This window comes from Peribacillus simplex (genome assembly GCF_001578185.1).
In the GTDB taxonomy this organism is placed as follows: Bacteria; Bacillota; Bacilli; order Bacillales; family DSM-1321; genus Peribacillus; species Peribacillus simplex_A.
The window spans coordinates 2058839-2085655 of the sequence record NZ_CP011008.1; the positions used below are offsets into that span (position 1 = coordinate 2058839).

Annotated in this window: 21 protein-coding genes and 5 pseudogenes; 17 read left to right on the forward strand and 9 right to left on the reverse strand. The window is 39.7% G+C overall.

From position 1 onward, the window contains the following. Positions 1-143 precede the first annotated feature (143 nt). From UP17_RS09705 to UP17_RS09735, 7 genes are all read left to right on the forward strand, one after another. A complete protein-coding gene (locus UP17_RS09705; protein WP_061462824.1) occupies positions 144-602 on the forward strand; it encodes a hypothetical protein in 459 nt (152 codons plus the stop codon). 103 nt (positions 603-705) lie between these two features. Next, positions 706-1536: a phosphonoacetaldehyde hydrolase gene (gene phnX / locus UP17_RS09710; protein WP_061462825.1), complete on the forward strand. Its 831-nt coding sequence runs from the start codon at positions 706-708 to the stop codon at positions 1534-1536. A 174-nt stretch (positions 1537-1710) separates the two neighbouring features. Further along, complete coding sequence (gene xsc, locus UP17_RS09715; RefSeq protein ID WP_061462826.1) at positions 1711-3474, forward strand: sulfoacetaldehyde acetyltransferase; 1764 nt, start codon at positions 1711-1713, stop codon at positions 3472-3474. 139 nt (positions 3475-3613) lie between these two features. Next, positions 3614-4966: an aminotransferase gene (locus UP17_RS09720; protein WP_061466048.1), complete on the forward strand. Its 1353-nt coding sequence runs from the start codon at positions 3614-3616 to the stop codon at positions 4964-4966. A gap of 153 nt (positions 4967-5119) precedes the next feature. Further along, on the forward strand, positions 5120-5869 hold the full coding sequence (locus UP17_RS09725) for a PIG-L family deacetylase (RefSeq protein ID WP_061462827.1): 750 nt from the start codon (positions 5120-5122) through the stop codon (positions 5867-5869). A 64-nt stretch (positions 5870-5933) separates the two neighbouring features. Then, a complete protein-coding gene (locus tag UP17_RS09730; protein WP_061466049.1) occupies positions 5934-6971 on the forward strand; it encodes a YeiH family protein in 1038 nt (345 codons plus the stop codon). A gap of 243 nt (positions 6972-7214) precedes the next feature. Then, entirely contained in the window at positions 7215-7922 is a 708-nt protein-coding gene (locus UP17_RS09735; protein WP_061462828.1) for a GntR family transcriptional regulator, read from the forward strand. 192 nt (positions 7923-8114) lie between these two features. Here the strand turns inward: UP17_RS09735 and UP17_RS29705 are convergent. After that, positions 8115-8550: pseudogene (locus UP17_RS29705) on the reverse strand (divergent PAP2 family protein). Positions 8551-8576: 26 nt separating this feature from the next. On the opposite strand from UP17_RS29705, the pseudogene UP17_RS26345 reads away from it, so the two are divergent. After that, positions 8577-8684, forward strand: a pseudogene (locus UP17_RS26345) (IS3 family transposase); the annotation flags it as partial. Between the two features lie 47 nt (positions 8685-8731). Here UP17_RS26345 and UP17_RS28260 read toward each other — a convergent pair. Continuing rightward, positions 8732-8869, reverse strand: coding sequence for a hypothetical protein (locus tag UP17_RS28260; RefSeq protein WP_167555979.1), 138 nt, complete (start codon positions 8867-8869; stop codon positions 8732-8734). 288 nt (positions 8870-9157) lie between these two features. On the opposite strand from UP17_RS28260, the gene UP17_RS09740 reads away from it, so the two are divergent. Beyond that, positions 9158-9529: a hypothetical protein gene (locus UP17_RS09740; protein WP_061466050.1), complete on the forward strand. Its 372-nt coding sequence runs from the start codon at positions 9158-9160 to the stop codon at positions 9527-9529. 29 nt (positions 9530-9558) lie between these two features. Further along, the gene (locus tag UP17_RS09745; protein ID WP_250211787.1) at positions 9559-10827 is read left to right on the forward strand and encodes an erythromycin esterase family protein; all 1269 of its coding nucleotides are present in this window, start codon (positions 9559-9561) and stop codon (positions 10825-10827) included. Positions 10828-11119: 292 nt separating this feature from the next. On the opposite strand, the pseudogene UP17_RS28705 reads toward UP17_RS09745, so the two are convergent. Further along, positions 11120-11334: pseudogene (locus tag UP17_RS28705) on the reverse strand (YitT family protein); the annotation flags it as partial. 24 nt (positions 11335-11358) lie between these two features. Beyond that, complete coding sequence (locus UP17_RS09750) at positions 11359-11799, reverse strand: GNAT family N-acetyltransferase (protein ID WP_061462830.1); 441 nt, start codon at positions 11797-11799, stop codon at positions 11359-11361. A 120-nt stretch (positions 11800-11919) separates the two neighbouring features. Between UP17_RS09750 and UP17_RS09755 the strand changes: the two genes are divergently transcribed. Continuing rightward, a complete protein-coding gene (locus UP17_RS09755; RefSeq protein WP_061462831.1) occupies positions 11920-12372 on the forward strand; it encodes a MarR family winged helix-turn-helix transcriptional regulator in 453 nt (150 codons plus the stop codon). A 114-nt stretch (positions 12373-12486) separates the two neighbouring features. Here the strand turns inward: UP17_RS09755 and UP17_RS09760 are convergent, their stop codons facing one another. From UP17_RS09760 to UP17_RS09770, 3 genes are read right to left on the reverse strand one after another with little or no spacing between them, the layout of a single operon-like run. Beyond that, positions 12487-14346 (reverse strand): ABC transporter ATP-binding protein, encoded by a 1860-nt coding sequence (locus tag UP17_RS09760; protein ID WP_061462832.1) that lies wholly within the window; start codon positions 14344-14346, stop codon positions 12487-12489. Beyond that, positions 14343-16067 (reverse strand): ABC transporter ATP-binding protein, encoded by a 1725-nt coding sequence (locus UP17_RS09765; protein ID WP_061462833.1) that lies wholly within the window; start codon positions 16065-16067, stop codon positions 14343-14345. Before UP17_RS09765 ends, UP17_RS09760 begins: the two co-directional genes overlap by 4 nt. Next, a complete protein-coding gene (locus tag UP17_RS09770) occupies positions 16064-16543 on the reverse strand; it encodes a MarR family winged helix-turn-helix transcriptional regulator (RefSeq protein ID WP_061462834.1) in 480 nt (159 codons plus the stop codon). The genes UP17_RS09765 and UP17_RS09770 overlap by 4 nt, the downstream gene beginning before the upstream one ends. A 561-nt stretch (positions 16544-17104) precedes the next feature. On the opposite strand from UP17_RS09770, the gene UP17_RS09775 reads away from it, so the two are divergent. The 6 genes and pseudogenes from UP17_RS09775 to UP17_RS09795 all read left to right on the forward strand — a co-directional run bounded on the left by UP17_RS09775 (position 17105) and on the right by UP17_RS09795 (position 23528). Then, the gene (locus UP17_RS09775; RefSeq protein WP_061462835.1) at positions 17105-18100 is read left to right on the forward strand and encodes a thiamine pyrophosphate-dependent dehydrogenase E1 component subunit alpha; all 996 of its coding nucleotides are present in this window, start codon (positions 17105-17107) and stop codon (positions 18098-18100) included. A gap of 12 nt (positions 18101-18112) precedes the next feature. After that, a complete protein-coding gene (locus tag UP17_RS09780; RefSeq protein WP_061462836.1) occupies positions 18113-19096 on the forward strand; it encodes an alpha-ketoacid dehydrogenase subunit beta in 984 nt (327 codons plus the stop codon). Positions 19097-19130: 34 nt separating this feature from the next. Further along, positions 19131-19350, forward strand: a pseudogene (locus tag UP17_RS26350) (2-oxo acid dehydrogenase subunit E2); the annotation flags it as partial. Positions 19351-20487: 1137 nt separating this feature from the next. Beyond that, positions 20488-21411, forward strand: coding sequence for a DMT family transporter (locus tag UP17_RS09785; protein WP_061462837.1), 924 nt, complete (start codon positions 20488-20490; stop codon positions 21409-21411). Positions 21412-21840: 429 nt separating this feature from the next. Further along, complete coding sequence (locus UP17_RS09790) at positions 21841-22818, forward strand: ring-cleaving dioxygenase (protein WP_061462838.1); 978 nt, start codon at positions 21841-21843, stop codon at positions 22816-22818. Positions 22819-22928: 110 nt separating this feature from the next. Then, positions 22929-23528 carry a nitroreductase family protein gene (locus tag UP17_RS09795; RefSeq protein ID WP_061462839.1) on the forward strand — a complete coding sequence of 200 codons (600 nt, stop codon included), beginning with the start codon at positions 22929-22931 and terminating at the stop codon, positions 23526-23528. Between the two features lie 157 nt (positions 23529-23685). On the opposite strand, the pseudogene UP17_RS09800 reads toward UP17_RS09795, so the two are convergent. After that, positions 23686-25035, reverse strand: a pseudogene (locus tag UP17_RS09800) (IS1182 family transposase). A 397-nt stretch (positions 25036-25432) separates the two neighbouring features. Further along, positions 25433-26776, reverse strand: coding sequence for an aminotransferase-like domain-containing protein (locus UP17_RS09805; protein WP_061462840.1), 1344 nt, complete (start codon positions 26774-26776; stop codon positions 25433-25435). Positions 26777-26817: the final 41 nt, after the last annotated feature.

A 26817-nucleotide genomic window follows, 5' to 3' on the forward strand; every position in this document is an offset into this window, starting at 1 on the left:
GTAATGCTTCGTTTACTTCTATGGAATTCCTCAGACAAAATTCTTCAATCACTAATCAGCTAGAATATGATTTCCCATAGAAAAAGAGAGTTGCGCCAACAAGTGCTTGGTGACATCTGTCTTTAAATCATGAAGGAGGGATTATGTTGAATGGTTTCCGTGTAATTACTAGTGGGGTTGTCCTTGGAGCCATATTGCTGTCAGGCTGCAACAATTCAAGCGAACCAGACGAGGCCCAACAAGAAAATAGTCCAGTCATGAATGAAAATCCAGATTCAAATACGGGTGAAACCCAAAATGCAGAGGTTATTAAAAAAGGTGTCGACGATGTGATTCAATCCATAAAAGGATTGGAATCAGAAATAAGTACGGAGGCGGATTCAGGGAAAATTCAAGAAATGGGAAAAGAGATCAGTTCTACTTGGGATTCGATAGAAAAGCAAGTGGAAGATGAATACCCTGATTGGTATGAACGGATTGAGAAAAACCTTTACCCATTAATTGGGGAGTCAGGGAATCCGGATAAGGATCTTGAAAAGATAAAACGACTCTCTGAAGCTACTAAAGAAGATCTACAGTTATTTTTGGAAGAAGTGAAATGAATTCTCTTTATACCCGGGTTCACCAGTAGGGGATTTATGGGTTTTAACAGGTTTAGCAAGTTCGGTGATTTTGGAGGGGGTAAGCGATAGGAGGGGACATAGTTTGGAAAGTGCAAAAGAATGCAAAGAGGTTCAGGCAGTGATATTTGATTGGGCAGGAACGACGGTGGATTATGGTTGTTTTGCACCGGTCCAAGCATTTGTCGAGATATTCAGGATAAGGGGGATAGATATTACCATTAAGGAAGCAAGGGAACCTATGGGTTTATTGAAAATGGATCATATAATGGAACTCCTGAAAATGAAACGAATCTCCAATTTATGGATTGCTAAATTCGGGAAAGAACCGGACGAAAGAGATCTAAAATCATTATATATGGACTTTGAGGCTTTGCTTTTTAAGGTTCTCAAGGAAAACGCCAAGCCAATACCAGGCGTAATTGAATTAATCAGCCGTTTAAGGCAGCAAGGAATAAAAATCGGTTCGACAACAGGGTACACTCGTGAAATGATTGATGTTGTTAAACAAGAGGCGGAAAAATGGGGCTATCAACCAGATTCCATCGTTGCGTCTACCGAAGTGCCTACAGGAAGGCCTGCCCCTTGGATGTGCTTTAAGACGGCGATTAATCTCCAAGTGTATCCACTCAGTAAAATCGTTAAAGTCGGCGATACGATAAGTGACATCAAAGAAGGCATTTCTGCGGGAATGTGGACTGTTGCCGTATTGAAGGGCGGCAGTGAAATAGGCCTTTCAGAGGCAGAAATCAACGAAATGGACCCATATGATCTGCAAAAACGGATGAATCATGCAGAAAATCGTTTTTGGAATGCAGGTGCCGATTTCGTAATTGATGATATAGGTGATTTATTGGAGATCATCGATAGGATCAACTACAGATTGACAGAAAAAAAGGATATATTTATTGGTTAAAAAAGATTCAAATACATGAGTTAGTGACTATGATGGTTAGAGATTTTAAATAAATTCAAAATATTCAATTTATTTATTGACTGTTTCATCCGATGGTAGTATTATACATCTTATAACTGGTACGGACGTCGCAACGTCATTATCAGAAATAACTAAAATTAAGGAGAATGTGCTATGGTCGAAACAAAAATGTTAAGAGGAACGAAAGTTAAAATGACACCAAGTGAAGCCATCGTTGAGACATTAGTTGCTGAGGGAGTTAAACATATTTCTGGAATTCTGGGATCGGCTTTCATGGATATGCTTGATTTATTGCCAACTGCAGGCATTCGTTTCATTGGTGTCCGCCATGAACAAAGTGCAGCACATATGGAAGATGCGTATTGTCGTGTATCAGGTGTTGCAGGAGTTGTCATCGGGCAAAACGGACCTGGAATGACGAATATGGTCACCTCTGTTGCAGCGGCCAATCAAGCTCATACTCCAATGGTTGTCATATCACCTTCAGCTGGTACACCAACAGTTGGATGGGATGGTTTTCAAGAATGTGATCAGGTATCCATCTTCAAGGCAATCACGAAAGAAACGGTTAGAGTGACACACCCAGGCCGGGTCGCTGATTGCCTGAGGACAGCATTCCGGATTGCCTATGCCGAAAGGGGACCGGTTTTATTCGATATCCCCCGTGATTACTTCTATGGTGAAGTGGAAGATCAAATACTTCAGCCACATCAATATCGCGTAGATGAAAGGGGCTGCGGATCTTCTGCATCCTTGGATAGAGCAGCTGAAATTTTAGCTGAGGCTGAGTATCCTGTCATCATTTCCGGGAGGGGAACGGTTGATTCAGATGGTATTGAGGAAATTAAGAATATTGCAGAATATTTAACGGCTCCGGTAGCTGTCTCCTATATGCATAATGATGCCTTTCCTGCTGATCATCCATTGTCAGTCGGCCCAATCGGTTACATGGGTTCAAAGGCTGCCATGAATACACTTAAGAAAGCGGACGTCATATTGGCGGTCGGTACAAGATTATCGGTATTTGGAACGTTACCATGCTATGACATTGATTATTTCCCTAAAGATGCGCAAATCATCCAAATAGATATTAACCCAAGGCAAATAGCGAGGACGCACCCTGTGGAAGTCGGGATCATCGGAGATGCCCGTGAAGCGAGTCGTGAAATCTTGAAACGGTTGAAGGCTAGTAAACCTAATCTAAAACAAGAAAAAGGGCGGATAGTCGAAGTAACGAATGAAAAACAAAAATGGGAAGAAGAATTGGTGAAACTTGCGATGATTGATGGAACCCCGATCAATCCGCGTCGTGCCCTATTGGAATTGACTAAAGTGTTGCCCGAAAATGCCATCGTTACTACAGATATCGGTAATGTATCGTCAACTGCAAACGCTTACTTGAAATTCAATCAGAGCCGCAGGCATATCGCTGCGCTTACATTCGGGAATACGGGATTTGCTTACCCATCCGCATTAGGTGCCAAATTAGCTGAGCCGAATACGCCTGTTATAGCCATTGTTGGAGATGGCGCATGGGGAATGAGCTTACATGAAGTGAGTACGGCTGTAGAAGAAAACATACCGGTCATAGCATGTGTCTTCAATAATAATGCATGGTGCGCAGAGAAAAAGAACCAGGTCGATTTTTATAATAACCGTTTTGTAGGGGCTGATATCCAAAATCCTGATTTTGCAGAAGTTGCCCGATCTATGGGGGCTGTCGGCATTAGAGTGGAAAAACCTGAGGAATTGGGTTCTGTCATTGAAAAAGCAATAAAGTCAAACAAACCGACTGTCATTGATATACAAGTGGATGGAACACAATTAGCTCCTCCATTTAGAAAAGATGCATTAAAAATGCCTACTAGATTATTAGAAAAATATTCTCATTTAGATCATAAAAACTGGGATAAATAATGGTTCGAAAAGAGTGATATGACTTGTGCGATGACTTGAATTTGGGTCATCGCACCATCACCAATTCGCTCTAAAGATCTGTAACAGCATGGGAACTTAATTGCATTTAATGAAAAATAAGGGGGTTTCAATAGTGAAGATGGAAACTGAAACGAAAGACCTTGTTCAAATGGATAAAGACCATTTATGGCATGCGATGCATCGTTATAATGAGAAGGATGCTCCCATGATGGCTACAGAAGGATCCGGTTCATGGTTCACAGATACTAAAGGTGATAAATATTTAGATGGAGTTTCCGGTTTATGGTGCTTGAATCTTGGTCACGGACGAAAAGAAATCGCGCAGGCAGCCTATGAACAAATGATTAACTTATCTTACTTCCCTTTAACGTTAAGCCATAAGCCGGCAATCGAATTATCTGCAAAAATAAGTGAACATTTAAAGGGCTCCTATACCACTTTTTTTACGAACAGCGGCTCTGAGGCGAATGAGACAGCTTTCAAGATTGCCAGGCAATATCATTCACAAAATGGAAATCCAGGTAAATACAAATTCATCTCTAGGTATAGAGCTTATCATGGTAATACATTCGGGGCGCTAAGCGCGACCGCACAGGCGAACCGGAGAGTGAAATATGACCCGGCGGTTCCAGGTTTCCTGCATGTGCCACCGCCGTACAGTTATCGAAGCCCATTTGGGGACAACGTTGAAAACTCCGATTTGCTAGCAGCCGAATATATCGATCAGGTTATTAATTTTGAAGGGTCCGAAACGGTAGCTGGTGTTATTCTTGAACCATTCATCTCTGGTGGCGGGGTCCTCATTCCTTCGAAAGAATACCTAACAAGAGTTTCAGAAATTTGTAAGAAGCATGATGTTCTCTTAATTGTGGATGAAGTGGTTTCAGGTTTTGGAAGAACCGGAAAAATGTTTGGGTTCATGCACTCCGATGGTGTCCAACCTGATATTGTAACGATGGCAAAGGGTTTAACCAGCGGTTATCTTCCACTTGGAGCAACGGCAGTGAATTCTAGGATTTATGAGAAATTCAAAGAGAATGGAAAGTTAAATCATTTCAGGCATGTGTCAACATATGGAGGCCATCCAGCATCTTGCGCAGTTGCTCTAAAGAATATTGAAATCATAGAAAATGAAAAAATCGTTCAACGAGTATCTGAACTCAGTGAATCGACACTCAGTGAACTCTTTGAATTGACAGCCCTGGATAAAGTAGGGGAAGTCCGTGGTGTTGGATTTTTATATGGCATTGAATTAGTGGAAGATAAAAGGAAAAAAACACCTGTTTCCGATGTGTTCATGGGTAAAATAATAGGGGCTTGCAAGGAAAAGGGCCTTATCATCGGCCGTAATGGTGATACAGTTCCTGGATATGGAAATGTATTGATCATTGCACCGCCTTTATCTTCGACCGTTGAAGATTTACGCTTTGTCATAGAAACGGTTAAATCCGTTTTATATGAATTATGTTGACCGATAAAAGATGATGGTGCTTTAGGGAGCTATATTATAGAGGGAAATGAAGATGGGCATGATATGTCTAACCGTTTTGACATCCATGTCCATTTTTTTCATGTTAGGTCTCACAGTGTGGGGAAAACTGGAGAATCCGAAGTAGGAGGAAATATGCAATCACAACAAAGGTTATTGGTGGTTCTTGCTCATCCCGATGATGAATCATTCCTGTGTGGCGGAACCATTGCCAAAATGTCTGAAAGAGGTGTTCATATAACTTTACTATGTGCGACAAAAGGCGAAATGGGCAGGCGCATGGGAAACCCGATTCTTACATCGAGGGAGACATTGCCTGGAGTAAGGGTAAGGGAATTAAAAAGCGCTTGTAAAGAATTAGGGATCAACGACCTTCGATTGTTACATGTGAGGGATAAAACGATTGAATTTGAAAGCTTCGATTTATTGGAGGAGAGAATCGTGAAGGTGATTCGTGAGGTTCAACCGAATGCACTAGTAACATTCCATGAGAAATATGGGGGGCATCCAGACCATTGTGCGATTGGCCGTGCTGCCGAATTTGCTTTTCTAAAATCCGGTGATCCCGATTTTTATCCAGATCCAGTATTTCCAGCTTTTAAAGTTCAAAGTCTGTACTTTGTCCTTTGGCATGCGTTTTATGATGAATGGTTAAAGGAAAACGGGCTGAGCAGAATCACAAGAGTGAATATAGCAGGGACTTTACAGAAAAAGATCCTAGCTTTAAGATCTCATCGTTCCCAGACTTTGGCCGTTCCTGAACTGTGGGGAAACCAAAAGCCGAACTTGCCTTTTTTAAAGGAATCCGAGAATTTTATCAAAGGGAATTTACCTACTATTATAGAAGAAACCGATCTTTTTCAAACGATTGAAAGTAGGGGATGATCCTAATGCTTCAGGTTATCTGGGAAGGGGGAAGGAATGTATGGAATTAGAAAAATATGAGCCAATGGAAGAAACGTGTCAGGAACAGCAAAATTCGAATTCACCGCTTCAAAATAAGGTGCTTTTATGGATGGGCGGTATCGCTTTTACCTTTTTTATAGCACTTTTAGGCTTGGGGCTGTCCAAGGTTACAGGATTCAATCGAATCGGTCCTCTTGCGTGTTCGATCATCATTGCCGTGATTTATCGTCAAATCGCTGGCTATCCAGAAAAATTCCGGACGGGAATTGAATTTTCCGCTAAAAAACTTTTGCGTTTTGCCATTATTTTATACGGATTGAAGTTAAATATTGATGTGATTTTCAATCAGGGTTTACCATTGTTGGTACGTGACATAGGCACAGTAACATTTGCCATAGTCGTGATGGTCCTGATTGCAAAGTGGTTTAAGGCAGATGCCTCCATTTCCCTTCTTCTTGCAGTTGGAACTGGGATATGCGGTGCAGCGGCTATTGCGGCAATATCTCCAATCGTGAAAGCCAAGGAAGAAGATACAGCCATAGGCGTCGGGATAATCGCTTTAATGGGAACGCTTTTCTCCATTGTTTATACACTTTTACGTCCAATCCTACCGATATCCGCTTTGGATTATGGGATTTGGTCTGGAATCAGTCTTCATGAAATCGCCCATGTTGCATTGGCAGGAGCTCCGGCTGGTGAAGATGCGCTAGCGATTGCGCTCCTCGCAAAATTGGGCCGCGTCTTTTTACTTATCCCTTTATGCTTCATTTTTATTTATTGGATGAAAAAACGTACATCCGGGAAAATGGGCCATGATGCCAAAATTGATTTTCCCTGGTTCCTCGTTGGTTTTATAATCATGAGTCTAATTGGAAGTTATGTGTTTGGAACTTATATTACGGTGTCTCCAATCGTAATGGATGGTATTTCCAATACGACTACATTCATATTGACAATGGCCATGATCGGTCTTGGACTGAATGTAAGCCTGCAGGCACTGCGCACAAAAGCCATGCGTCCTCTTTTAGCCATGACCATTACCTCTTTGCTGCTTTCCATAATCTCGTACTTTATTGTTTAATCTTCCACTTGAAGGGTCATATAGGATACCCTGAATACGAGTACTAATCGGGGCTTATTTATTCATTCATAGAAAACGGTTTTTGTATGTGAGTTGTATTGGAACAGAAACAATGGATAATCCGTCAAATCCCAATATAAGGAAAAGTGAGTGTTGGCATGTTTGAAAATTATAACTATTTGGTTTACAATATAAGAACTGATACGAACATTACGATGTCTTTTTCTGTTTGGAGGAAATTTTATGGAGTTAGACTTTAAAAATCCAATCCCATTACACGCTCAATTAAAAACCATATTGGAAAATCAGATTTTAGAAGGTTATTATAAAGACAAAATCCCGAGTGAAAGGGAACTAATGGATATGTATTCAGTCAGCAGAAGCACTGTACGGGAAGCCGTATCCATCCTGGTTCGTGAGGGGATATTGGAAAAAAGGCATGGGAAGGGAACGTTCGTTTCCCTTAAACCCGTACAGGAATGGCTTAAAATGATAAGTTTCACTGAAACCACTAAAGGCATGGGGATTGAATTACTGGATCATGGCCGTGTAATGACACCTGAAAATATAGCTGATGCAAATGGTTTTGAAGATGAATCTTACCATATTAAAAGGCTGCGACTACAGGGGGATGTCCCCATAGCCATTGAATTGCATTATTATTCTTTGGACCTAGGAAAAGAATTGACGAAATTCGATTTAAGTACCACCGTATTGTATGACGCACTCGAAGGAGATCTGAACATTAACTTTTGTGAAGCGGAGCAAATAATAACCTGCGGCTTTCCAACAAAAGAAGATGCTGAACATTTGGGGATAAAAGATACGATGTGTTTGCTGATTACAGAACGGATGATTTTTGATTCTGATGGTAACTTAGTAGAATATTATAAAGGATTATTCAGATCGGATATGTACTCTTTCGCTATGAAAATGTCCCGGAAGAACTGATTTTGGGGACATGAAATGACCTAAGCCTTTCTAATAAGCAGAGAGGCCTAGGTCATTTTCGGCTCTAAATTCATTGAGATAAATTATTCGGTTTTGAACTGTTAAAAACCCATTATCTTAAGTTATTGTTCGTCTATTTTAATAGCACAGGAACGGATTAATATAAGCGTTATGAAATTTTTATACATTTCTTCAAGATTTAGAATATGAAGGCTTATCCACCGTTTTCAGCCGTTTGATTTTTGAGGGCTTGCCATCCTCCAATTTACCCGACATAAACCCAAGTACAACTCCAAGCAGTTCATCAGCTCCCACTTCCACAGGCTAATGTCCGAGCAGTTCATTTAGTTCTTTCTCACGCTCCACAAACTCAAAACTCGGAAACTCTCCAGAAAACTTCGCAGATTATCTTAAAGATCATTCACAAGCTTAGCACCTGTATGGCGCCGAATACCTGAGCATCATTCATCACAATCACGGCAAACACTGTCGCAGGGGATGTCTCCGTGTGCAACCAGCCTTTATTCGCTCCCACATAGGATTAGTGCGAACTTGGCATGCCACCTGTTGTGAAGGCCTGCTTCAAATCCCACTTTCCGGTCAGATTTAATATGCATAAAATTTTCAGCCCTTCCGAATGCCGATCACCGACAGCATTTTAAACAAGAACTAGAAGATTATATCCACTTCAATCACCGACGAATCAAAGCGAAATTAAAAGGCATGAGCCCAGTAGATTACCGGGTTCATGCCCTCCAATAAAGTGTCTAACTTTTTGGGTTCACTTCAATATGACCGGTTTGTTTCATTTAAATTCCACTATCTCTTTTTGAACTTTGATCTTTATTTCTTTTATTTCCTTTACTGTTGTCCCCACTAACAGGAGCTTGTCCGTGTAATTGCGGTGAATTTTGATTTCGGCTGCCTTTATTAAATTTTTTTGTCATGTCTCACATCTCCTTTCTTATTTCAAATATAGTTTGTCCCCTTTTGGGCAGTGATATTTAGTGATATTCTGACCGACCCAGTCTCACCTAAAATTAATGAAGAATCTGAACAATAATTAGTATATGGCAAATAATTTGGTTCTTCTGAAGTTTATGCCAGTCTAGGCGGTTCAGGCGTGCTTTTTTCCGTGGAAAGTCATTTTTTCATAATAATATTTATAGGATTGGTCCCTTAAGGAAAATCTATAACTGATGATTATTAACAAGGGTGTTAAGGGTGGCTATGGAATGAATAAGATCAAGGATCTAAACCCGGAAGATTTAAAAAAGATACAGAATGTAACCGAGCGAATGTCTTTCACAAAAAACTTCAGGTCTGCTACTGCTGAAGAATGGTTTGTTTTTATTCCCGGCTTTAAGGATCCAGTTACTGGAGGCGCTGCTGGAAAGGTTATAGTTCACTACAATCTATATGGAAACAAGGATATGTTCATTAATACGACGGTCATTCTGGATGACTATGCTCTATTTGAGGAAGAAAATTTTCAGCTGGTTTACTCCATTTGTGATGAACTTGTAAATCGTCTAGTAGGATACGCTGATACACTACTGTCAGTACACGCAGGTTCAAATTCTTATAATGCTGAGTACAAACGATAATGGTCGTGAGAAGAAAAGGAGGAAAAACAGTGCATCATAATCTGGTTCAGTCAATAATCGAACATTCAGTCCCGCTTACAAGTGAAGCTGATTGGGATATGCTCGTTCAACAAGTTAAAAATTCAAAATTTGTTTTGCTGGGTGAGGCATCACATGGAACATCCGAGTTTTACACGGCCCGAGTTGAAATAACAAAAAAACTGATTAAAGAAAAAGGGTTCACCTTTGTAGCCGTTGAAGGTGATTGGCCCGCATGCCAGGCAATTAATAGATATGTTAAAGGGTATGACCTAGAAACTAAATCGGCACAGGATGTTCTTAAGAGTTTTGACCGCTGGCCGACCTGGATGTGGGCAAACGAGGAAATAATCGACTTGATCGAATGGATGAAACAATACAATGAGTCTGGACAAAATCAAACGAAAATTGGATTTTATGGAATCGATATCTATAGTCTTTGGGAATCCATGGATGAAGTCATCCATTACTTAAAGCAAATTGATTCACCTGACCTCGATGCTGCCAGACAGGCGTTCACATGTTTTGAGCCATTCAATCGGAATAACGAAGAGTACGCAGTTTCGGCAGGCATTTATTCGGAAGACTGTATAGAGGAAGTAGCCGAATTACTGACAACTATTCAGCGAAAAAAAGAAAAATACCCCCATCACGAAGAATTGAATTTGAATCTTCAAGTGAATGCACTGGTGGCGTATAATGCAGAAAATTATTACAGGACAATGGTAGTTCATGACGATAGATCATGGAATATTCGAGATATGCATATGGTGGATGCACTTAATGAAATTATGGATTTTTACGGTTCTGAAGGCAAGGCGATTGTGTGGGAACATAATACCCATGTTGGCGATGCCAGTGCTACTGATATGAGAGATTCCGGGATGATTAATGTCGGCCAGGTCATTCGTGAGCAAAACCCAACTGAAGATGTATTTATCACAGGTTTCGGAACCTACAGGGGAACTGTAATTGCAGCAGACGAGTGGGGCATGGATTTTGAAATAAAAACAGTACCCCCGGCAATGAAAGGAAGTTGGGAGGAGGCTATGCACCTTTCGGGGGCGTATGATAAGTTGCTCATTTTCAATGATGAAAATCGGCAGCTATTCCAAGATAGGATTGGACATCGGGCGATTGGGGTTGTATACAGACCGGAATATGAACAATATGGAAACTATGTACCTTCTGTATTGTCAAATAGATATGATGCTTTTGTTTACATTGATGAGACTAAAGCTCTTCACCCGCTTGTTCATGAAAAAACACCCGTTGTGTAATGAAAAGGCGGAGCCCTTTATAACATTTCGTGTTATAAAGGGCTTGAAGTTATTACGGTTCCTTAGCTTGAACCGGAAATACGCGGATTTACAACGTTAAGGAAATCCAAATATAAATATGCCTATTTCCTCGATGGAAAGTAAGAAATTAAGCTTTAGTTGCTTCATAAAAGGGACAGATTGTGGAATAAAACTGAAAAAAAAAGATAAAAACCGTCCTATATAGAATGGTTTTTATCTTTATCTTTATCTCTATTTGCTGATGGAATGGGGTTATTTAATAAACTACTAGTTAATAGGAAAAGCAATTGAGAAAAGGCCCTCCTAAACAACCGGTTAATAGAGTCCCGATACCAATTGTTCCATTGAATGTGATTACCAAAACAAGATAAATTAATGTTTTTTAATCATTCCAGTTAAATCTTGAATGATCAACATCAAACGGTCTAATGGTGCAAAATTTTCATGTAAGTAGATAGCCGTTCCAAGTCCTATAATCGTTAACCCAAACGTTAAATACATTTAACACACTTATTCATTAATTAAATCTTTTTTCATTAAAAGATGTGGACCGCCATCTTCCATAAAGACATCGGATGAAGTTTGATAGCCGAGTTTTTTATAAAAGCCCTCTGCCTGTGTTTGACTATGTAATTTAACCAGGGATAATTCCATTTCCTTTGCGACTTCTTCTAACGTTTTTATTATTATTTTTCCAAGACCAAATTTACGGTAAGGCTCTAAGATGCAAATTCTCTCCAATTTACCTAAACCATCAACAACTCTTAACCTTCCAGTTCCGACTGGTTGTTCATTATAATAAACTAATATGTGTTCAGAAGGAGCATTAAGTGTATCAAATTCATCAAATTCACTTTCTAATTGGAAACCTTGTTCCTCGACAAATACTTCTTTTCTGATATGAAAGGCTATTTTTAAATCATTTTCTGTAGTTATTCTCTTAGAATCCAATGTTCTTCATCCCTTTTCTAGATTTATTTAATTAGACAAGTCATAATAAATGTATATCCTTTATAGTATAAATGAAATTAATTTTGTTGTAAATACAACAAAAAGTCACGGGCTTTTTGAATGAAGGAAATACTCCGTGAAATTGGAATGATAGCAAGGGCATTGGACTCTATAAGTAATATCCAATTTAAAGAATTTGACCTTACAAAAGGGCAGTATTTGTATCTTGTTCGAATATGTGAAAATCGAGGAATCATTCAAGAAAAGTTAGCAGAAATGATAAAGGTCGACCGGACGACAGCAGCTCGTGCCATTAAAAAACTTGAAATTCAAGGTTTTATCGAAAAGAAAAATGATGAGGGCAACAAAAAAATTAAAAAGTTATATCCTACTGATAAAGGTGAAAAGGTCTATCCTTTTTTACAGAAAGAAGGGGAGTATACCGACAAGGTTGCATTTTCTGGATTTTCTTTGGAAGAAACGGAAGCGGTGTTTCATCTTCTTCAAAGGGTCAGAAAAAATATTGAGGTAGATTGGGAATTTGTGAAAAAGGGAAATAAAAGGGGATATTGATACAGCTTATAAGTTATCGCTTATTTATGGAATCGGTGTAAGCATGGAGTGGTTGTGGGTAAGAATATTATAAAGAGAGGCTCGATTCCGAATGGAAATCGAGCCTCTTTCTTATTAACCAGCTACATTTTCAGTAAACTGACTATTGTAGAGATCTGCGTAGAAACCATTTACTTCTAATAGTTCCGAATGCGTTCCTTGCTCAATCACTTTTCCTTGATCCATAACGAGAATCAAATCTGCATCCTTAATCGTTGAGAGACGATGGGCAATGACAAAGCTAGTCCGTCCTTCCATCAGTCTGTTCATCGCCTTTTGGATAAAGACTTCGGTCCGAGTGTCCACACTCGACGTCGCTTCATCCAATATCATGATTGGTGGATCTGCAAGAACAGCTCGTGCGATTGTCAAAAGCTGCTTTTGTCCTTGTGAGATGTTCGAAGCTTCTTCGTTCAAAACTGTCTCATAACCATCTGGCAGTGTCCGAATGAAATGGTCGGCATGTGCCGTCCGAGCAGCTGTAAAAATTTCTTCATCTGTTGCTCCATTTTTTCCATAAGCGATATTGTCCTTAATCGTGCCATTAAAGAGCCAGGTATCTTGAAGTACCATCCCAAAGTTCTTACGAAGATCATTCCTGGACATATTCCGTGTATCAAGACCATCAATTTTAATCTTTCCGCCATTTAGTTCATAAAATCTCATCAAGAGATTTATCATGGTCGTTTTTCCAGCACCAGTCGGTCCAACAATTGCGACCGTCTGTCCAGAAGAGACATCGATGTTCATATCTTTAATTAACATTTCTTCCCCATATCCAAAGTCGACATGTTCAAAAGTGACAGCACCATTTGCTCTCCTTATTTTAGCTGTGGTTTTTTCTTTCATTTCCTCTTCTTCATCAAGTAGCTCAAAGACACGCTCAGCTGCTGCAACCGTTGACTGAATAATGTTTGCGATGTTGGCTGTTTGTGTGATCGGCTGGGTGAACTGCTTTGAATATGTGATGAATGCTTGAATATCACCAATTGAGATCGAACGTTGCGTTACCAAAATTCCGCCGACAACGCTGATGAGGACATAGCTCAAATTTCCGATAAAAAACATCATGGGCATGATGATTCCAGATATAAACTGTGCCTTTCTTCCCGCTTTATACAATTCTTCATTAACCTTAGTAAACTGGGCACTTGCCTTTTTTTCATGTCCGAATGCTTTAACGACTTGATGGCCAGTGTACATCTCTTCAATGTGCCCATTTAATTGCCCAAGTGTACGCTGTTGATCGGCAAAATGTTTTTGGGATCTTTTTAAAATAGGCCGGATTGCAAATATTGACAAAGGTAAGCTGACTATCGAGATTAATGTCAATAACGGGCTAATGGAAAGCATCATGATGATAATCCCCAAAATCGTGACGATTGATGTGATGAACTGCGTTAAGCTTTGTTGAAGGGTGCTCCCGATTGTATCAATATCATTTGTCATTCGGCTAAGTGTTTCCCCGTTAGGACGTCCTTCAAAATATTTGAGAGGAAGTTTCTCGAGCTTTTTATTAACATCTTCCCGTAGATCATATACCGTTTCTTGTGCAACACTGGACATAATATATTGTTGTACATAGTTGAAAAGGCTGCTTAAGACATACAGTCCAGCAAGTAGTAGAAGAATCTGGCCAATTTTATCAAAATTAATAGCTGCTCCAGGTATTCCTTGAAATTTCCCGTAAGCCCCTTCGAATAATTCCGTAATCGCCGTTCCCATGATTTTTGGTCCGACAATCATGAAAATCGTACTCATGATTGCAGCGAAGAACACGGCAATCAATTTGTTGCGCCGCGGTTTTAAATAGGCCAAGAGACGTCTTAGTGTTCCTTTAAAATCTTTTGCTTTTTGACCCATCATCATCATGTTACCGCCACCAGGACCATGCCCCATCTGACCGCCGCTTTGAGGTTTTTTTTGATTACTCATGCAATTTCCTCCTCTGAGAGCTGTGATAAGGCGATTTCACGGTATATGTCGTTTGTACTTAGCAATTCTTGGTGTGTTCCCATACCCGCAATGTGTCCTTCGTCCAATACAATGATTCGGTCAGCGTCAACGACCGTACTGACCCGCTGTGCAACGAGTAGTACCGTCGCATTTTTCGTTTCATCTTTCAAGGCTGCACGAAGGTTGGCATCTGTCTTGAAGTCTAGTGCAGAAAAACTATCATCAAATATATAAATATCAGGTTTCCTAATGAGTGCCCGTGCAATCGAAAGCCGTTGCTTTTGCCCTCCTGATAGGTTTGAGCCTCCTTGTTCTATTTCTGCATGATAGCCGTCTTTCATGTTACTGATAAAATCTTCAGCTTGCGCGATATGGGCTGCATGCTCAATTTCATCTTGTGTGGCGGTTTGTTTTCCAAAGCGAATGTTTTCAGCAATGGTACCTGTAAAGAGGACAGCCTTTTGTGGTACAAAGCCAATTTTTGACCGAACTTCATCTTGTGATGAATTACGAATATCAACACCATTGACGCGAATTGTCCCACTTAAAGTATCATAGAAGCGAGGGATCAAATTGACGAGCGTCGTTTTCCCTGAACCAGTTCCGCCGATTATTGCGGTGATTTCACCAGGTCTTGCAGAAAAACTGATATCCGATAATGCAGGCTCTTCTGCCCCTGGGTAACTGAAGGTCACATGTTCAAATTCAAGTGTACCGGGTTCACGATCTGCCTTTTCTGTCCCTTCATCTAAGAATGAAGGTTTCATGTCAAGGACCTCGTTTATCCTCGTTGCGGATACGGCCGCGCGTGGAACCATAACGAACATCATGGATGCCATTACAAGGGCGAACATAATTTGCATTACATATTGGATAAAGGCCATTAAGTCCCCGATCTGCATGCCGCCGTTATCAATACGAACTCCTCCGAACCAAATGATACCAACAACCGTCAAGTTCATGACAAGCATCATTACAGGCATCATGAACGCCATGATTTTATTGACTTTGATCGAGACATCTGTCAATTCTTTATTTGCTTTCTTAAGGCGTTCTTTTTCTTGTGTTTCATGATTGAAGGCACGAATGACACGAATTCCAGTTAAATTTTCTCTTAATACAAGGTTCAACCGGTCTAATCGTTTTTGCACCTTTTGAAAAAGAGGTACACCTTTGGATAGAATAAGCAGGATGGAACCAATCAAAAAAGGCATAGTGACGACAATGACAAGGGACAATTTTGCATCCATGGATACTGCCATGATCACTCCACCGACTAACATGATGGGTGCACTGATTACCATACGTAGCATCATGATAACCACTTGCTGGACTTGTGTTATATCATTGGTCGTCCGTGTAATCAATGACGCGGTACCGACTTCGTCAAATTCTTGTAACGAAAATTTTTCTACATGATTAAAGACTCTCAGCCGGAGATCCCGTCCCATTCCCATTGCTGCTTTGGACGAATAGTAGCTTGCGATTATGGAAGCACAAGCGCCAAGTGCTGAAACCACCAGCATCAAACCACCGATTTTCCAAATGTAAGGAGTGTCACCTCGAACGACGCCTTTATCAATAATATCCGCCATGAGTGTAGGTAAAAAGAGGTCCGACATCGATTGAATAAAAACCAGACCGATAACTGCTGAAATAATCCACTTATAAACGGATAAATTTTTCAGTATTTTTATCATTTTGTACACTCTCCTTTTTCTATTGCTTGAGCTTCTAAAAAGTTTGTAATTTGAAGATGCGTTTCAAGCAACTCTTCAAACTGTTCTTCAGAAAGCAATTCAATCGCCGATTGAAATATTTGGTGGATACTGCTTTCTTGAAAATGAATCATTTTTAATGTATTTTTCCCCTTTTCGGTGATTGACAGCTGAATCTCACGCCGGTTGCCCTCCACATGCTCTCGTTGGAGCATGCCTGCCCGAACAAGGCCATCGACCGCTTGACTCAGTGTGCTTTTTGGAAGAAACGTTTTCTCCCCAACTATTTTTTGAGTGGTCTCCTTATGAGGGGAAATGGTCATCAAAATCGAATATTGCGGAACTGTTAAATCATTTTCTGCCGCTGTCTTTTGAACGAATCGCATGATATTTTTCTGCACGTTCCAAAATGAACGCAATAGTTGTACTGATTGAATTATTTGTTTTTCATTCTTCACTCAACATCACCATTCTTTCCTTATTAAACTGTTCCAAACTGAACATTTATTTTTGTGAATTATTTTAATTTACATCTATTTTTCAACTTAGTCAACAAAAAAACGCTTTCATCATTCCGGTGTTTTTCTTGACTTTGGTTCGTACATAAATAGGCTTTGTACTTCAGGCAAAGTCGTTTAGGAAATTCAAACAACACATTTTTTCATGTTCTTAATTCACTAGACAAGAAAATTGATCTGTTTTACAAAGTGAAATTAGTTGAAAATATGTGATAAAAAGTGTTAGGATAATATTGAATTGGATTAGTACCAGGTAATAATACTAGATGATAACGTAAATGAGAATGTATGGGTGTTAAATAGAAAGCATGTTTACATAATGGAGATTTTTCTTCCTTCGAGAAAATATAAGCGAATTTAGTTTGCGAGACAAAGAGATAGCTAAAGAGAAACAATAGTGTTTCGTGATACAGCACTCCCGTTTGAAAAGGGTGCCAGTATGAGGACCAGCATTTGGGTTTTAAAGTAAAATGTTCTGATTATTAGGAGGGATGATGACATATGGTTGAAAACCGTCATCTGCAAGCAGGTCTGAGTGATGAAAATGTGCTAGAGATGTATAAAGTGATGTTGTTGGCAAGACGTATAGATGAACGGATGTGGCTGTTGAACAGATCTGGAAAAATTCCATTCGTCGTTTCTTGTCAAGGACAAGAAGCAGCTCAAGTGGGTGCTGCGTTTGCTTTAAATCGTGAAAAGGATTATATCCTTCCCTATTACCGGGATCTTGGGGTAGTGCTTGCATTTGGGATGACCGCCAGAGATTTAATGTTATCCAGTTTTGCAAAAGCGGAAGATCCGAATTCAGGCGGAAGGCAAATGCCTGGCCATTTTGGGCAAAAAAAGAATCGCATCGTAACGGGATCTTCGCCAGTTACCACTCAAGTGCCGCATGCAGTGGGGATTGCACTCGCTGCAAAAATGGAAGGAAAAGATATCGTTTCATTCGTTACATTTGGTGAAGGGTCATCAAACCAAGGTGATTTCCATGAAGGAGCGAATTTTGCAGGTGTACATAAACTTCCGGTTATCTTGATGTGCGAGAATAATCAATATGCCATTTCCGTCCCTATCGAAAAACAATTGGCCTGCAGCAAAGTGTCGGACCGGGCCATTGGTTATGGCATGCCAGGGGTGACGGTTGATGGAAATGATCCGATCGAAGTATACCGGGTGGTGAAAGAAGCGGCTGAGAGGGGAAGGCGTGGTGAAGGACCAAGCTTGATTGAAACGGTTTCATACAGGTTGACACCCCATTCAAGCGACGATGATGATAGTCAATACAGGTCGCCTGAAGAAGTATCGGAGGCAAAAAAAATAGATTCAATCATTACATTCGGGGCCTATTTAAAAGCTGTAGGGATCATGGATGATCAATTAGAGAAACAAATGAACGAGGAAATAATGGAAGTTGTGAACGAAGCGACGGATTATGCGGAAAATGCTCCATTTGCAAATGAAGACACGCTTTCAAAATATGTTTATGCAGATAAGTAAGGAGGAAAGAAGATGGCAGTGATATCTTATATAGATGCCGTTATAATGGCTATGCGAGAAGAAATGGAACGTGATTCCCGTGTATTTGTCTTAGGGGAGGACGTAGGGAAAAAAGGCGGCGTTTTTAAAGCGACATCTGGTTTATACGAACAATTCGGGGAACAGCGGGTCATTGATACCCCGCTTGCTGAATCAGCAATCGCAGGAGTGGGCATTGGCGCGGCCATGTATGGGATGAGGCCGATTGCAGAAATGCAATTTGCTGATTTTATCATGCCTGCAATCAACCAAATCATTTCAGAAGCTGCAAAAATTCGTTATCGCTCCAATAATGACTGGCAATGTCCTATCGTCATCAGGGCTCCATACGGCGGGGGAGTACATGGCGCGTTATACCATTCACAATCTGTTGAAGCCATTTTTGCCAATCAACCGGGACTTAAAATTGTCATGCCATCTACGCCATATGACGTGAAAGGGTTATTGAAAGCAGCCATTCGGGATGATGACCCGGTCCTTTTCTTTGAACATAAACGTGCCTATCGCCTTATTAAAGAAGAAGTGCCGACTGATGATTATGTTTTACCCATTGGTAAAGCGGATGTAAAACGTGACGGCGAGGACGTTACAGTGATTACTTACGGCCTTTGTGTTCATTTTGCGCTTCAGGCAGCTGAAAGACTTGCCAGTGATGGCATATCCGTTCATATACTTGATCTGCGAACCGTTTATCCATTGGATCAAGAAGCCATTATTGAAGCTGCATCGAAAACAGGAAAGGTCCTATTGATTACTGAAGATAATAAGGAGGGGAGCATCATTGGTGAAGTATCGGCAATTATTGCAGAAAACTGCCTCTTCGATCTGGATGCCCCAATCATGAGACTGGCAGGCCCGGATGTTCCAGCGATGCCATATTCCCCAGCATTGGAGAAATCCTTCATGGTGAATCCTGAAAAAGTTGAAAAGGCACTGCGGGACCTGGCAGCCTATTAAATGATCGGCACGGAGGAACGAACCTAGTATTTCCGTTATTAATCATTTCGATGAAAAATCAATTAAGGAAATTGCCAAGGATGTCCGTGAACTTGCCCAAAAAGTCCGAACAGGTAAGGTGAAACCTGAAGATATGGGAGAAGGGTACATTAACAATCAATAAAACAGGTGATTTCTGTTCCATTCAGCCAATGGGGATAATCAATCATCCACAGAATACCACCATTCAAGTTGAGTCTATCGTCAAACGACCTTAGAATTTTCTCGGATCTTATACGTTGCAGCAAGTCGGGCAAATAATAAACTTTACCTTGTATTATTGGAGACGAGACTACAGCGAGTATAGACCAAGCACCTGAAGAGTAATGTTCGAAAAAGTTGACTATTTCATAAATTACTATTACTTTCAATAGTTCACATAATACAGATTAGTAAACATCAAAATCAGCCGTTTATATCGGGGTTGAATCTTAAAAATGAACGTAAGTCTAGCAACTATAAAAAAGGTTGCCAGGCTTTTTTTGCGCTAAATAAAATCTATAGAAGCGTGAAAAAATAATCTATTTGATTACGATAGAGAGGGCATATAATATCTCGACCGATTTTTTTAAATGGCTCTTTTCGTAAAGATTGTTGTTTTTAAAACGAAACTATTTAAGGTTGATTGGAGCGGAAGTGCGAGACTCCTGCGGGAGCAGCGGGACAGGTGAGACCCCACAGGCGTTTACGCCGAGGAGGCTCACCGCCCGCACCAAGGAAAGCGAGCATCTGGAGGGGAAATCAACCACAACTCACTACCTGGTAAATAGCAACAAAGTATGTGAAAACAGCCTTTTAAAAACACTTTATTTCGCGGTGATTTTTTGAAAAAATTTCATTTTGTAAGGATGTATTGAACAAAAGCGCGGCATTATATGGTAAATGATTCTGGGTAAAGGAGACTTACTGGACAATTCTCCAATAATAAACTATTAGATATGGTATTTGAAAGTACATATTATGGAATTGTAATTGTCGATAAATTCGATATATTAGCAATGAATATTGTGAATTTTTAAATGTTGTACGCGGTACAGTGATTGGTGTTAAGTATTACCCAAAACTTAGCTTAAACGGGCGGTAGGAAGAAGAAACGAAATAACATGTTAAGTTTTTTTTACTTTATTTTTCAGATAAAGGCAAGCCTATAGACTGGCTTGCCTTCTTTAATGAGCTCCAGCTTCTTTAGTTTTTTATGATATGAAAAAACATTTATTTGATTCGAAATCTGTGGCATTTTTATCCTGCTTTATACCGATTTTGGCAGAAAATAAATTTCAAGTTTATCTTATATTTTATATGAAATCCCTAACAATGTTTGTCATAATAAGAAAGTAGGAAGGGGGAACATCATGCTTCGATTATACGGGGCTTTAATCGGCCTTAGTTTGATATGGGGTTTATCGTTTGTTTTTATGAAGTGGCTGCTCCCGCCAGCGGGCATTTGGGGAATTGTTTTTCTCCGCTGTTTGGCAGGTGCTGTTATGCTGCTTCCCATTTTATGGTTGAAGCGCAGGAATATCAACTGGAAATTGCCGTGGAAAGCACTGGTCGTTGTCGGAATCTTCAATTGTGGATTAGCATGGGGATTAATAGCTTTAAGTGAAACAGAGATTAACAGCAGCACGGCATCGATTCTTAATGCAACCACTCCGATCTGGACGGGGATCATCGGATTTATCATTTTTTCATATGTTTTAACCGCCCGACAATGGGTGGGCATTCTAATCGGTTTTTTCGGAATTCTAGTATTGATGGATTTTCAAGTCGGTCAGCTTTTCGGCAAGGAATTCATTGGGATTGGGACAATGCTGCTAGCGTCCACCTGTTATGGTTTTGCCGGCCAATTTACGAAAAGATTTCTTTCCAATACCAGCATATTGGTCATTACGACGTTTACGCTGCTCACGGGTGCCGTTATCGGTTTGATCGGGATGCTGATAACAGAGCCGATTAAGCCAGTGATGTTGTTGGAACCGCTAACGGTTTTATCCATAGTCGGACTTGGGTGCTTTGGCTCTGGGCTAGGACAGCTGATCTATTTCTACATCAATAAAAATGGCAGCCCAGAGTTAGCCGCAACGGTCACATATCTTATTCCTGCAACCGCTATGGTTTGGGGCTATGTCCTGCTGGGAGAAGCGATTAATCCTAATGTAATTATTGGCCTGCTTATTATTTTCGCAGGAGTTTATCTTTCTTCTAAGAAGTCAAAAGTAAATGATGGTACAAATTCTTCATCCGAAAAACAAGGGGAATTGCGTCAAGTAAAATAAAAAAACAAAACGAAATAGCCCTCACGTAAAGGATTTGTTTTTTCCTGGGGGCTTTCGTATTAAAACACATTTAATTCTGATTCAATTTTGCCAAAGAAGTGATGGATCGTCTTTGCCGCGACTTATAGCTATAGCAGTAACCTATATTCAAAAATGCTATTTGCTTTAGGGGATTTTATAGAAATGAAAATGGACAAGGGCGTTTTTTTTTGCCTTAAATTATTTTGAAGTTGAGATATATTAATTTGAGGTAATGTTGTTGACAACAAATGTTATTCATGATAAATTATCTTTAAATAAAGATATATTAATTCGAGATAATAAACCTCCTTTAATGAATAGGCCATTCTTATTGAAGGAAAAATGTAGGGGATCAAGAAAGAAGCTGAACATCCAAAAGTTGAATTGTTTTAATGGGAGGAATAAAATATGAACGGATTAAAAGGAATACACCACGTAACGGCTATAACAAGCAGTGCAGAAAAGAATTATGAATTTTTCACAAATATATTAGGCATGCGTTTAGTCAAGAAAACAGTTAACCAAGATGATATCCAAACGTATCACCTGTTTTTTGCTGACGATGTAGGCGGTCCAGGTACTGACATGACTTTCTTCGACTTTCCTGGTATTCCAAAAGGAGTGCATGGGACTAATGAGATTTCAAAAACATCCTTCCGTGTACCGAATGATGCAGCATTAGATTATTGGGTTAAGCGCTTCGATCGATTAGAAGTAGGGAATACAGGAATCCAAGAACAATTTGGTAAAAAGATCATTTCTTTTGTTGATTTTGATGATCAGCAATATCAATTGATCTCAGATGAAAACAATGAAGGGATTGCAGCTGGAATCCCTTGGCAAAAAGGACCGATTCCCCTGGAGTATGCAATTACAGGATTAGGACCAATTTTCATTCGCATCGCCAACTTCGAATACTTTAAAGAAATGATGGAAAAAGTCCTATTATTCAAAGAAATAGACACTGAAGGATCATTTCATTTATTCGAAGTAGGGGAAGGTGGGAATGGTGCACAAGTAATTGTCGAACATAATTCGATCCTTCCTCAGGCACGGCAGGGTTTTGGGACTGTTCACCATACAGCCTTCCGTGTAGAAGACCGTTCCGTTCTTGAAGAATGGATCAAAAGAATGGAAAGCTTCCAATTTCATACTTCCGGTTATGTTGATCGTCACTTTTTTGAGTCGCTTTACGTGCGAGTGGCGCCGCAAATTTTATTCGAGTTTGCCACGGATGGTCCTGGATTTATGGGGGATGAGCCATATGAAACGCTTGGGGAAAAGTTATCTTTACCACCGTTCTTAGAACCGAAAAGGGATCAAATCGAAAAGTTGGTCCGTCCCATTGATACAGTAAGAAGCACCAAGGAATTCATTAAAGAATAAATGATAGCCTTTTGCGAATTATATATTGGTTAATGCCCATACTAAATCAGGTAGAAATAAAAAATGGAATAATCATTTGAAATAGAAAAAATGCTCTGGAGGAATGAATCATGACAAAAGATTTTTACACCGCGATTAAAGAGAGACGATCATATTATGGAATCAATAAAGAAGTCCAAGTATCGGATGAGAAAATTAAAGAAATAGTTGAATTTGCGGTAAAACACACACCATCTGCTTTTAATTCCCAATCCTCCCGCCTTGTTGTTTTGACAGGCTCGGCACATGATAAATTTTGGGATATTACGACACAGGCTTTAAGGAAAGCTGTTGGAGATAGAGATTTCTCTGGTACTCAACAAAAAATGGATTCCTTTAAAGCGGGATATGGGTCAGTATTATTCTTTGAAGATGAATCTGTGGTGAAATCACTTCAAGAACAATTTGCAACTTATGCCGATAACTTCCCAATCTGGTCTCAACAAACATCAGGCATGCATCAATTAGTTGTTTGGACTGCACTCGAAGCAGAAGGATTGGGAGCAACTTTACAGCATTATAATCCTCTAATTGATGATGAAGTGAAAAAAGAATGGGATGTTCCAAGTAACTGGAAATTGATTGCGCAAATGCCATTTGGAAATCCAACAGCTCAACCGGGTGATAAAGAGTTCAAACCACTTGAGGATCGTATAAACTTTTATAAATAAAGTGGACTGATAAGATAAACATTGTTGAGAGCCAATTCTGATTGGCTCTCAGTTTGTAGACAAAAGGGGTTCGGAATTAAAAAATTCCGAACCCCTTTTGAAATTCCCATTATTTTCGCCTAAAGTTAAGTGATTGGGGCTCTACGAGCCCACTATGTTAGGCCATTTTCGGACCTCGCCATGTCCAATTGGCCATCTTCTTTAAATTAATGGCAGCGAAAGTAAGCATCGCCTGCATCGACAATTTTTTAAGTCCCCTTAAAGTAGTCCAACGCATATCATGCTTTTCTTTTGCATCTGCGAATACACGCTCAATCGTTTCTTTACGTTTAGCATATATAGGTTTTACATCTTGATGATGACGCAGATGATCTGCTTCTTCCACATGTGTTTGCCAGATATGCCGTGTCACCACTTTTTGACAGTCTTTGCTTTCTGTACACCGAGATAAAAATGAGCATGTTGTACAAATTTGTTTTGGAGATTTGTACTCGCGATAGCCCTCTTTATTTGTTGTTGAGTACTATAAAGTTTCGCCCGAAGGGCAAAGGAACAATCAAAATGTTCATCGTATACATAGTCCTGTTTGCTGAAAAATCCTTCTTTGGTCGAGGACGTGTATAAGGTAAAGTCCGTATGATTTCTTTGTTAAATAGGTAGCTTGTAATCGCTGGTGTTTTATAAGCTGCGGCAACAGCTTCAGGTTTTCCAACTTTCTCAATCACTTGTTCAACTAGTGGCTCTAAGATCTCACTGTCATGTATATTTCCAGGTGTTACAATCGTTCCCAATACAAAACCGTTGCGGTCTGCGGCCGCGTGGAATGAATAGGCAAACTGTTTTGTTCGTTCATCTTTCACATAGTAGCCACTCTCAGAATCCGTTGTACTTTCTTTAACTCTTTGGTCTCTTCTTTATCAAATTTATCTGGTGGAAAAGGCTTCTTTCCATGGTTTTCACGATCTTGATTGATTTCTTCTTGAAGACGCCCTTGATACGCTCGTGTTTCTTTACGAACGATTTTCTTTTCAAATTTCCGTTTATTCGCACTGGCTTTCACATGTGTGGAATCCACGAAAACGTGTTCAGCACTTATTAACTTTTTATTAGCAGCTGTCATTAAAATGCGATAGAAAATCTGTTCAAACAGGTCTGTATCTTTAAAGCGTCGCTCATAATTTTTCCCGAACGTAGAGAAATGAGGTACTTTATCATGGAAACCATAGCCTAAGAACCAACGGTAAGCCATATTGGTTTCAACTTCTTCAATCGTTTTACGCATGGAACGAATACCGAAGGTATATTGAATGAATGTCAGTTTAACTAAAATAACTGGATCAATACTTGGGCGTCCTACCTCTGAATACATCTCTTTCACCAAGTCATAAATGAAAGTGAAGTCAATGGCAGCCTCCATTTTACGAACCAAATGGTTCGGTGGCACCAGTTGATCTAACGTAATCATTTCAAGTTGATCTCGCTGAATAGAATCATGTTTAGAAAGCATCCTCATCACCTCAAGTTTTAATACTTCTATTTTAAAACAAAAATGACTCCAGGCAAAAGTGTTTATCTAAAAGGTAAGACAAAGTTGATTGGAACGGAAGGTACGAGACTCCTGCGGGAAAAGCGCGTCTAGGGGAGACCCCGCAGGCGAAAGCCGAGGAGGCTCCCCGACCGCCCGCGGAAAGCGAGTGCCTGGAGTGGAAAATCAACGGCCAAATTGTACAACTCATAAAAAATAGACAAACTCGATTTTCATCGAGTTTGTCTACAGTCTGAGAGCCAATTCTGATTGGCTCTCTTTTGTTTGTGCTCATTTGCCCATGTTTTCATTATTACAATAGCAAAAAATATATTTCCACTATTTTTTGCTATAAAGTGACTATACATTTGTAAAAGTTCTATATGTAATAATTTTGCTTGTTATTCAATTCTTTAAAAATGAGAGCTATTCCTTGGTCAAGTTTTTGTATATTTGTATTGGACACGTTTATCTTTACTATTTTTTCCTGGTGAAAACCATCTATATAATTTTGACCTATCGTCTCTACCAGTACTTGTTGATTTTGTAAGTTTTTGATGAGGTGAGCACTATTTAAACGATGAGGCAGTACGATATGAGCGTTCATACATATGGATGAGGGGCGATAAAAGCCTTGAGCAGAGTGCTTTTCTAGAGCATCATATAGCAATTTTGCACGCCCTAGATAGGACAGACGTACTTTGTTTCTATGGCGTTCAAACATACCGCTCTTTATATAGATTTCCAAGGCTGCTTGTGAAATCATTGAACTATCAATATCCGCTGTTCTTTTATATAGTTGAAAGCTGACCGCTAATGGTTTAGGCAATACGGCAACACCTATGCGCAATCCTGGAAACATTATTTTAGAGAAGCTTTTTAAATAAATGACCATGTGATGTGTATCCCCGGAAAAAATGGGGTCTACCTTCATATTCTCTTCGAAATCTGCTAAATAATCATCTTCTACAATATAGACACCATACTTTACAGCAAGTTTTAGTATCTCTTCTCTGTCCTTTTTAGAGTAAGAAGTCCCTAACGGATTATGGAAACGGGGCATCGTATAAAAGAATTTAATTTTCTGACTGCTAAAAATCCGCTCTAATTCCCCAAAATCAATACCTGCTGCTGTTCGTTGGATTCCTAGCACGGAAATCTTGTACGCTTTCAATTGCTCCACAAACAGATGATAACTAGGTTGTTCAACAAGTATATGGGTACGTTCATTAGGAAATGGGATGAACGTTAATAAGGAAAGGGCTTGTTGCACGCCAGAAGTAATGAAAATCTGTTCTTCTTTTGCGAAAACCTGATACTGCTCTAATTGTTTTTGTATCACTTTAATTAAAGAGGGTAGTCCTTTTGGGGTGCCATAGATAAACAATTCTTGCTGATAGGTATCGATGGCTTTGTTGATACAATGTTGAAAGTCATGATACGGAAATTGATGCCAAGAGGGAGCGGAGGTAACAAAGTCGATTTCCGCTGTTGGTTCACTTTTACCATCAAATTTTTTTTGAACGACATAATATCCACTTTTAGGAACCGCGTAGATTAAATGCCTCTTTTCCAATTCTTGCAGGGCTTTCAAGACAGTACTTTTACTACATTGATGTTGTTCGCTTAATCGACGAATCGATGGGAGTTTAAAGCCCGCTTTGAGCTGTCCATTTTGGATCAGAGATTCAAATTCATTAAACAAAGCTTCGTATTTTAACATGAATTCCTCCTAAAAACTGTACCGTTACAGATGCTTCTTAT

Bases quoted from the DNA above. Each gene is read 5' to 3' on its own strand.
- UP17_RS09720 (WP_061466048.1), top strand. From the start codon at position 3,614: ATGGAAACTGAAACGAAAGACCTTGTTCAAATGGATAAAGACCATTTA.
- UP17_RS09780 (WP_061462836.1), top strand. From the start codon at position 18,113: ATGGCAGTGATATCTTATATAGATGCCGTTATAATGGCTATGCGAGAA.
- UP17_RS09805 (WP_061462840.1), bottom strand. From the start codon at position 26,776: ATGTTAAAATACGAAGCTTTGTTTAATGAATTTGAATCTCTGATCCAA.
- UP17_RS09755 (WP_061462831.1), top strand. From the start codon at position 11,920: ATGAAGGAAATACTCCGTGAAATTGGAATGATAGCAAGGGCATTGGAC.
- xsc (WP_061462826.1), top strand. From the start codon at position 1,711: ATGGTCGAAACAAAAATGTTAAGAGGAACGAAAGTTAAAATGACACCA.
- UP17_RS09795 (WP_061462839.1), top strand. From the start codon at position 22,929: ATGACAAAAGATTTTTACACCGCGATTAAAGAGAGACGATCATATTAT.
- UP17_RS09765 (WP_061462833.1), bottom strand. From the start codon at position 16,067: ATGATAAAAATACTGAAAAATTTATCCGTTTATAAGTGGATTATTTCA.
- UP17_RS09735 (WP_061462828.1), top strand. From the start codon at position 7,215: ATGGAGTTAGACTTTAAAAATCCAATCCCATTACACGCTCAATTAAAA.
- UP17_RS09760 (WP_061462832.1), bottom strand. From the start codon at position 14,346: ATGAGTAATCAAAAAAAACCTCAAAGCGGCGGTCAGATGGGGCATGGT.
- UP17_RS09725 (WP_061462827.1), top strand. From the start codon at position 5,120: ATGCAATCACAACAAAGGTTATTGGTGGTTCTTGCTCATCCCGATGAT.
- UP17_RS09785 (WP_061462837.1), top strand. From the start codon at position 20,488: ATGCTTCGATTATACGGGGCTTTAATCGGCCTTAGTTTGATATGGGGT.
- UP17_RS09775 (WP_061462835.1), top strand. From the start codon at position 17,105: ATGGTTGAAAACCGTCATCTGCAAGCAGGTCTGAGTGATGAAAATGTG.
- UP17_RS28260 (WP_167555979.1), bottom strand. From the start codon at position 8,869: ATGACAAAAAAATTTAATAAAGGCAGCCGAAATCAAAATTCACCGCAA.
- UP17_RS09705 (WP_061462824.1), top strand. From the start codon at position 144: ATGTTGAATGGTTTCCGTGTAATTACTAGTGGGGTTGTCCTTGGAGCC.
- UP17_RS09730 (WP_061466049.1), top strand. From the start codon at position 5,934: ATGGAAGAAACGTGTCAGGAACAGCAAAATTCGAATTCACCGCTTCAA.
- UP17_RS09790 (WP_061462838.1), top strand. From the start codon at position 21,841: ATGAACGGATTAAAAGGAATACACCACGTAACGGCTATAACAAGCAGT.
- UP17_RS09740 (WP_061466050.1), top strand. From the start codon at position 9,158: ATGAATAAGATCAAGGATCTAAACCCGGAAGATTTAAAAAAGATACAG.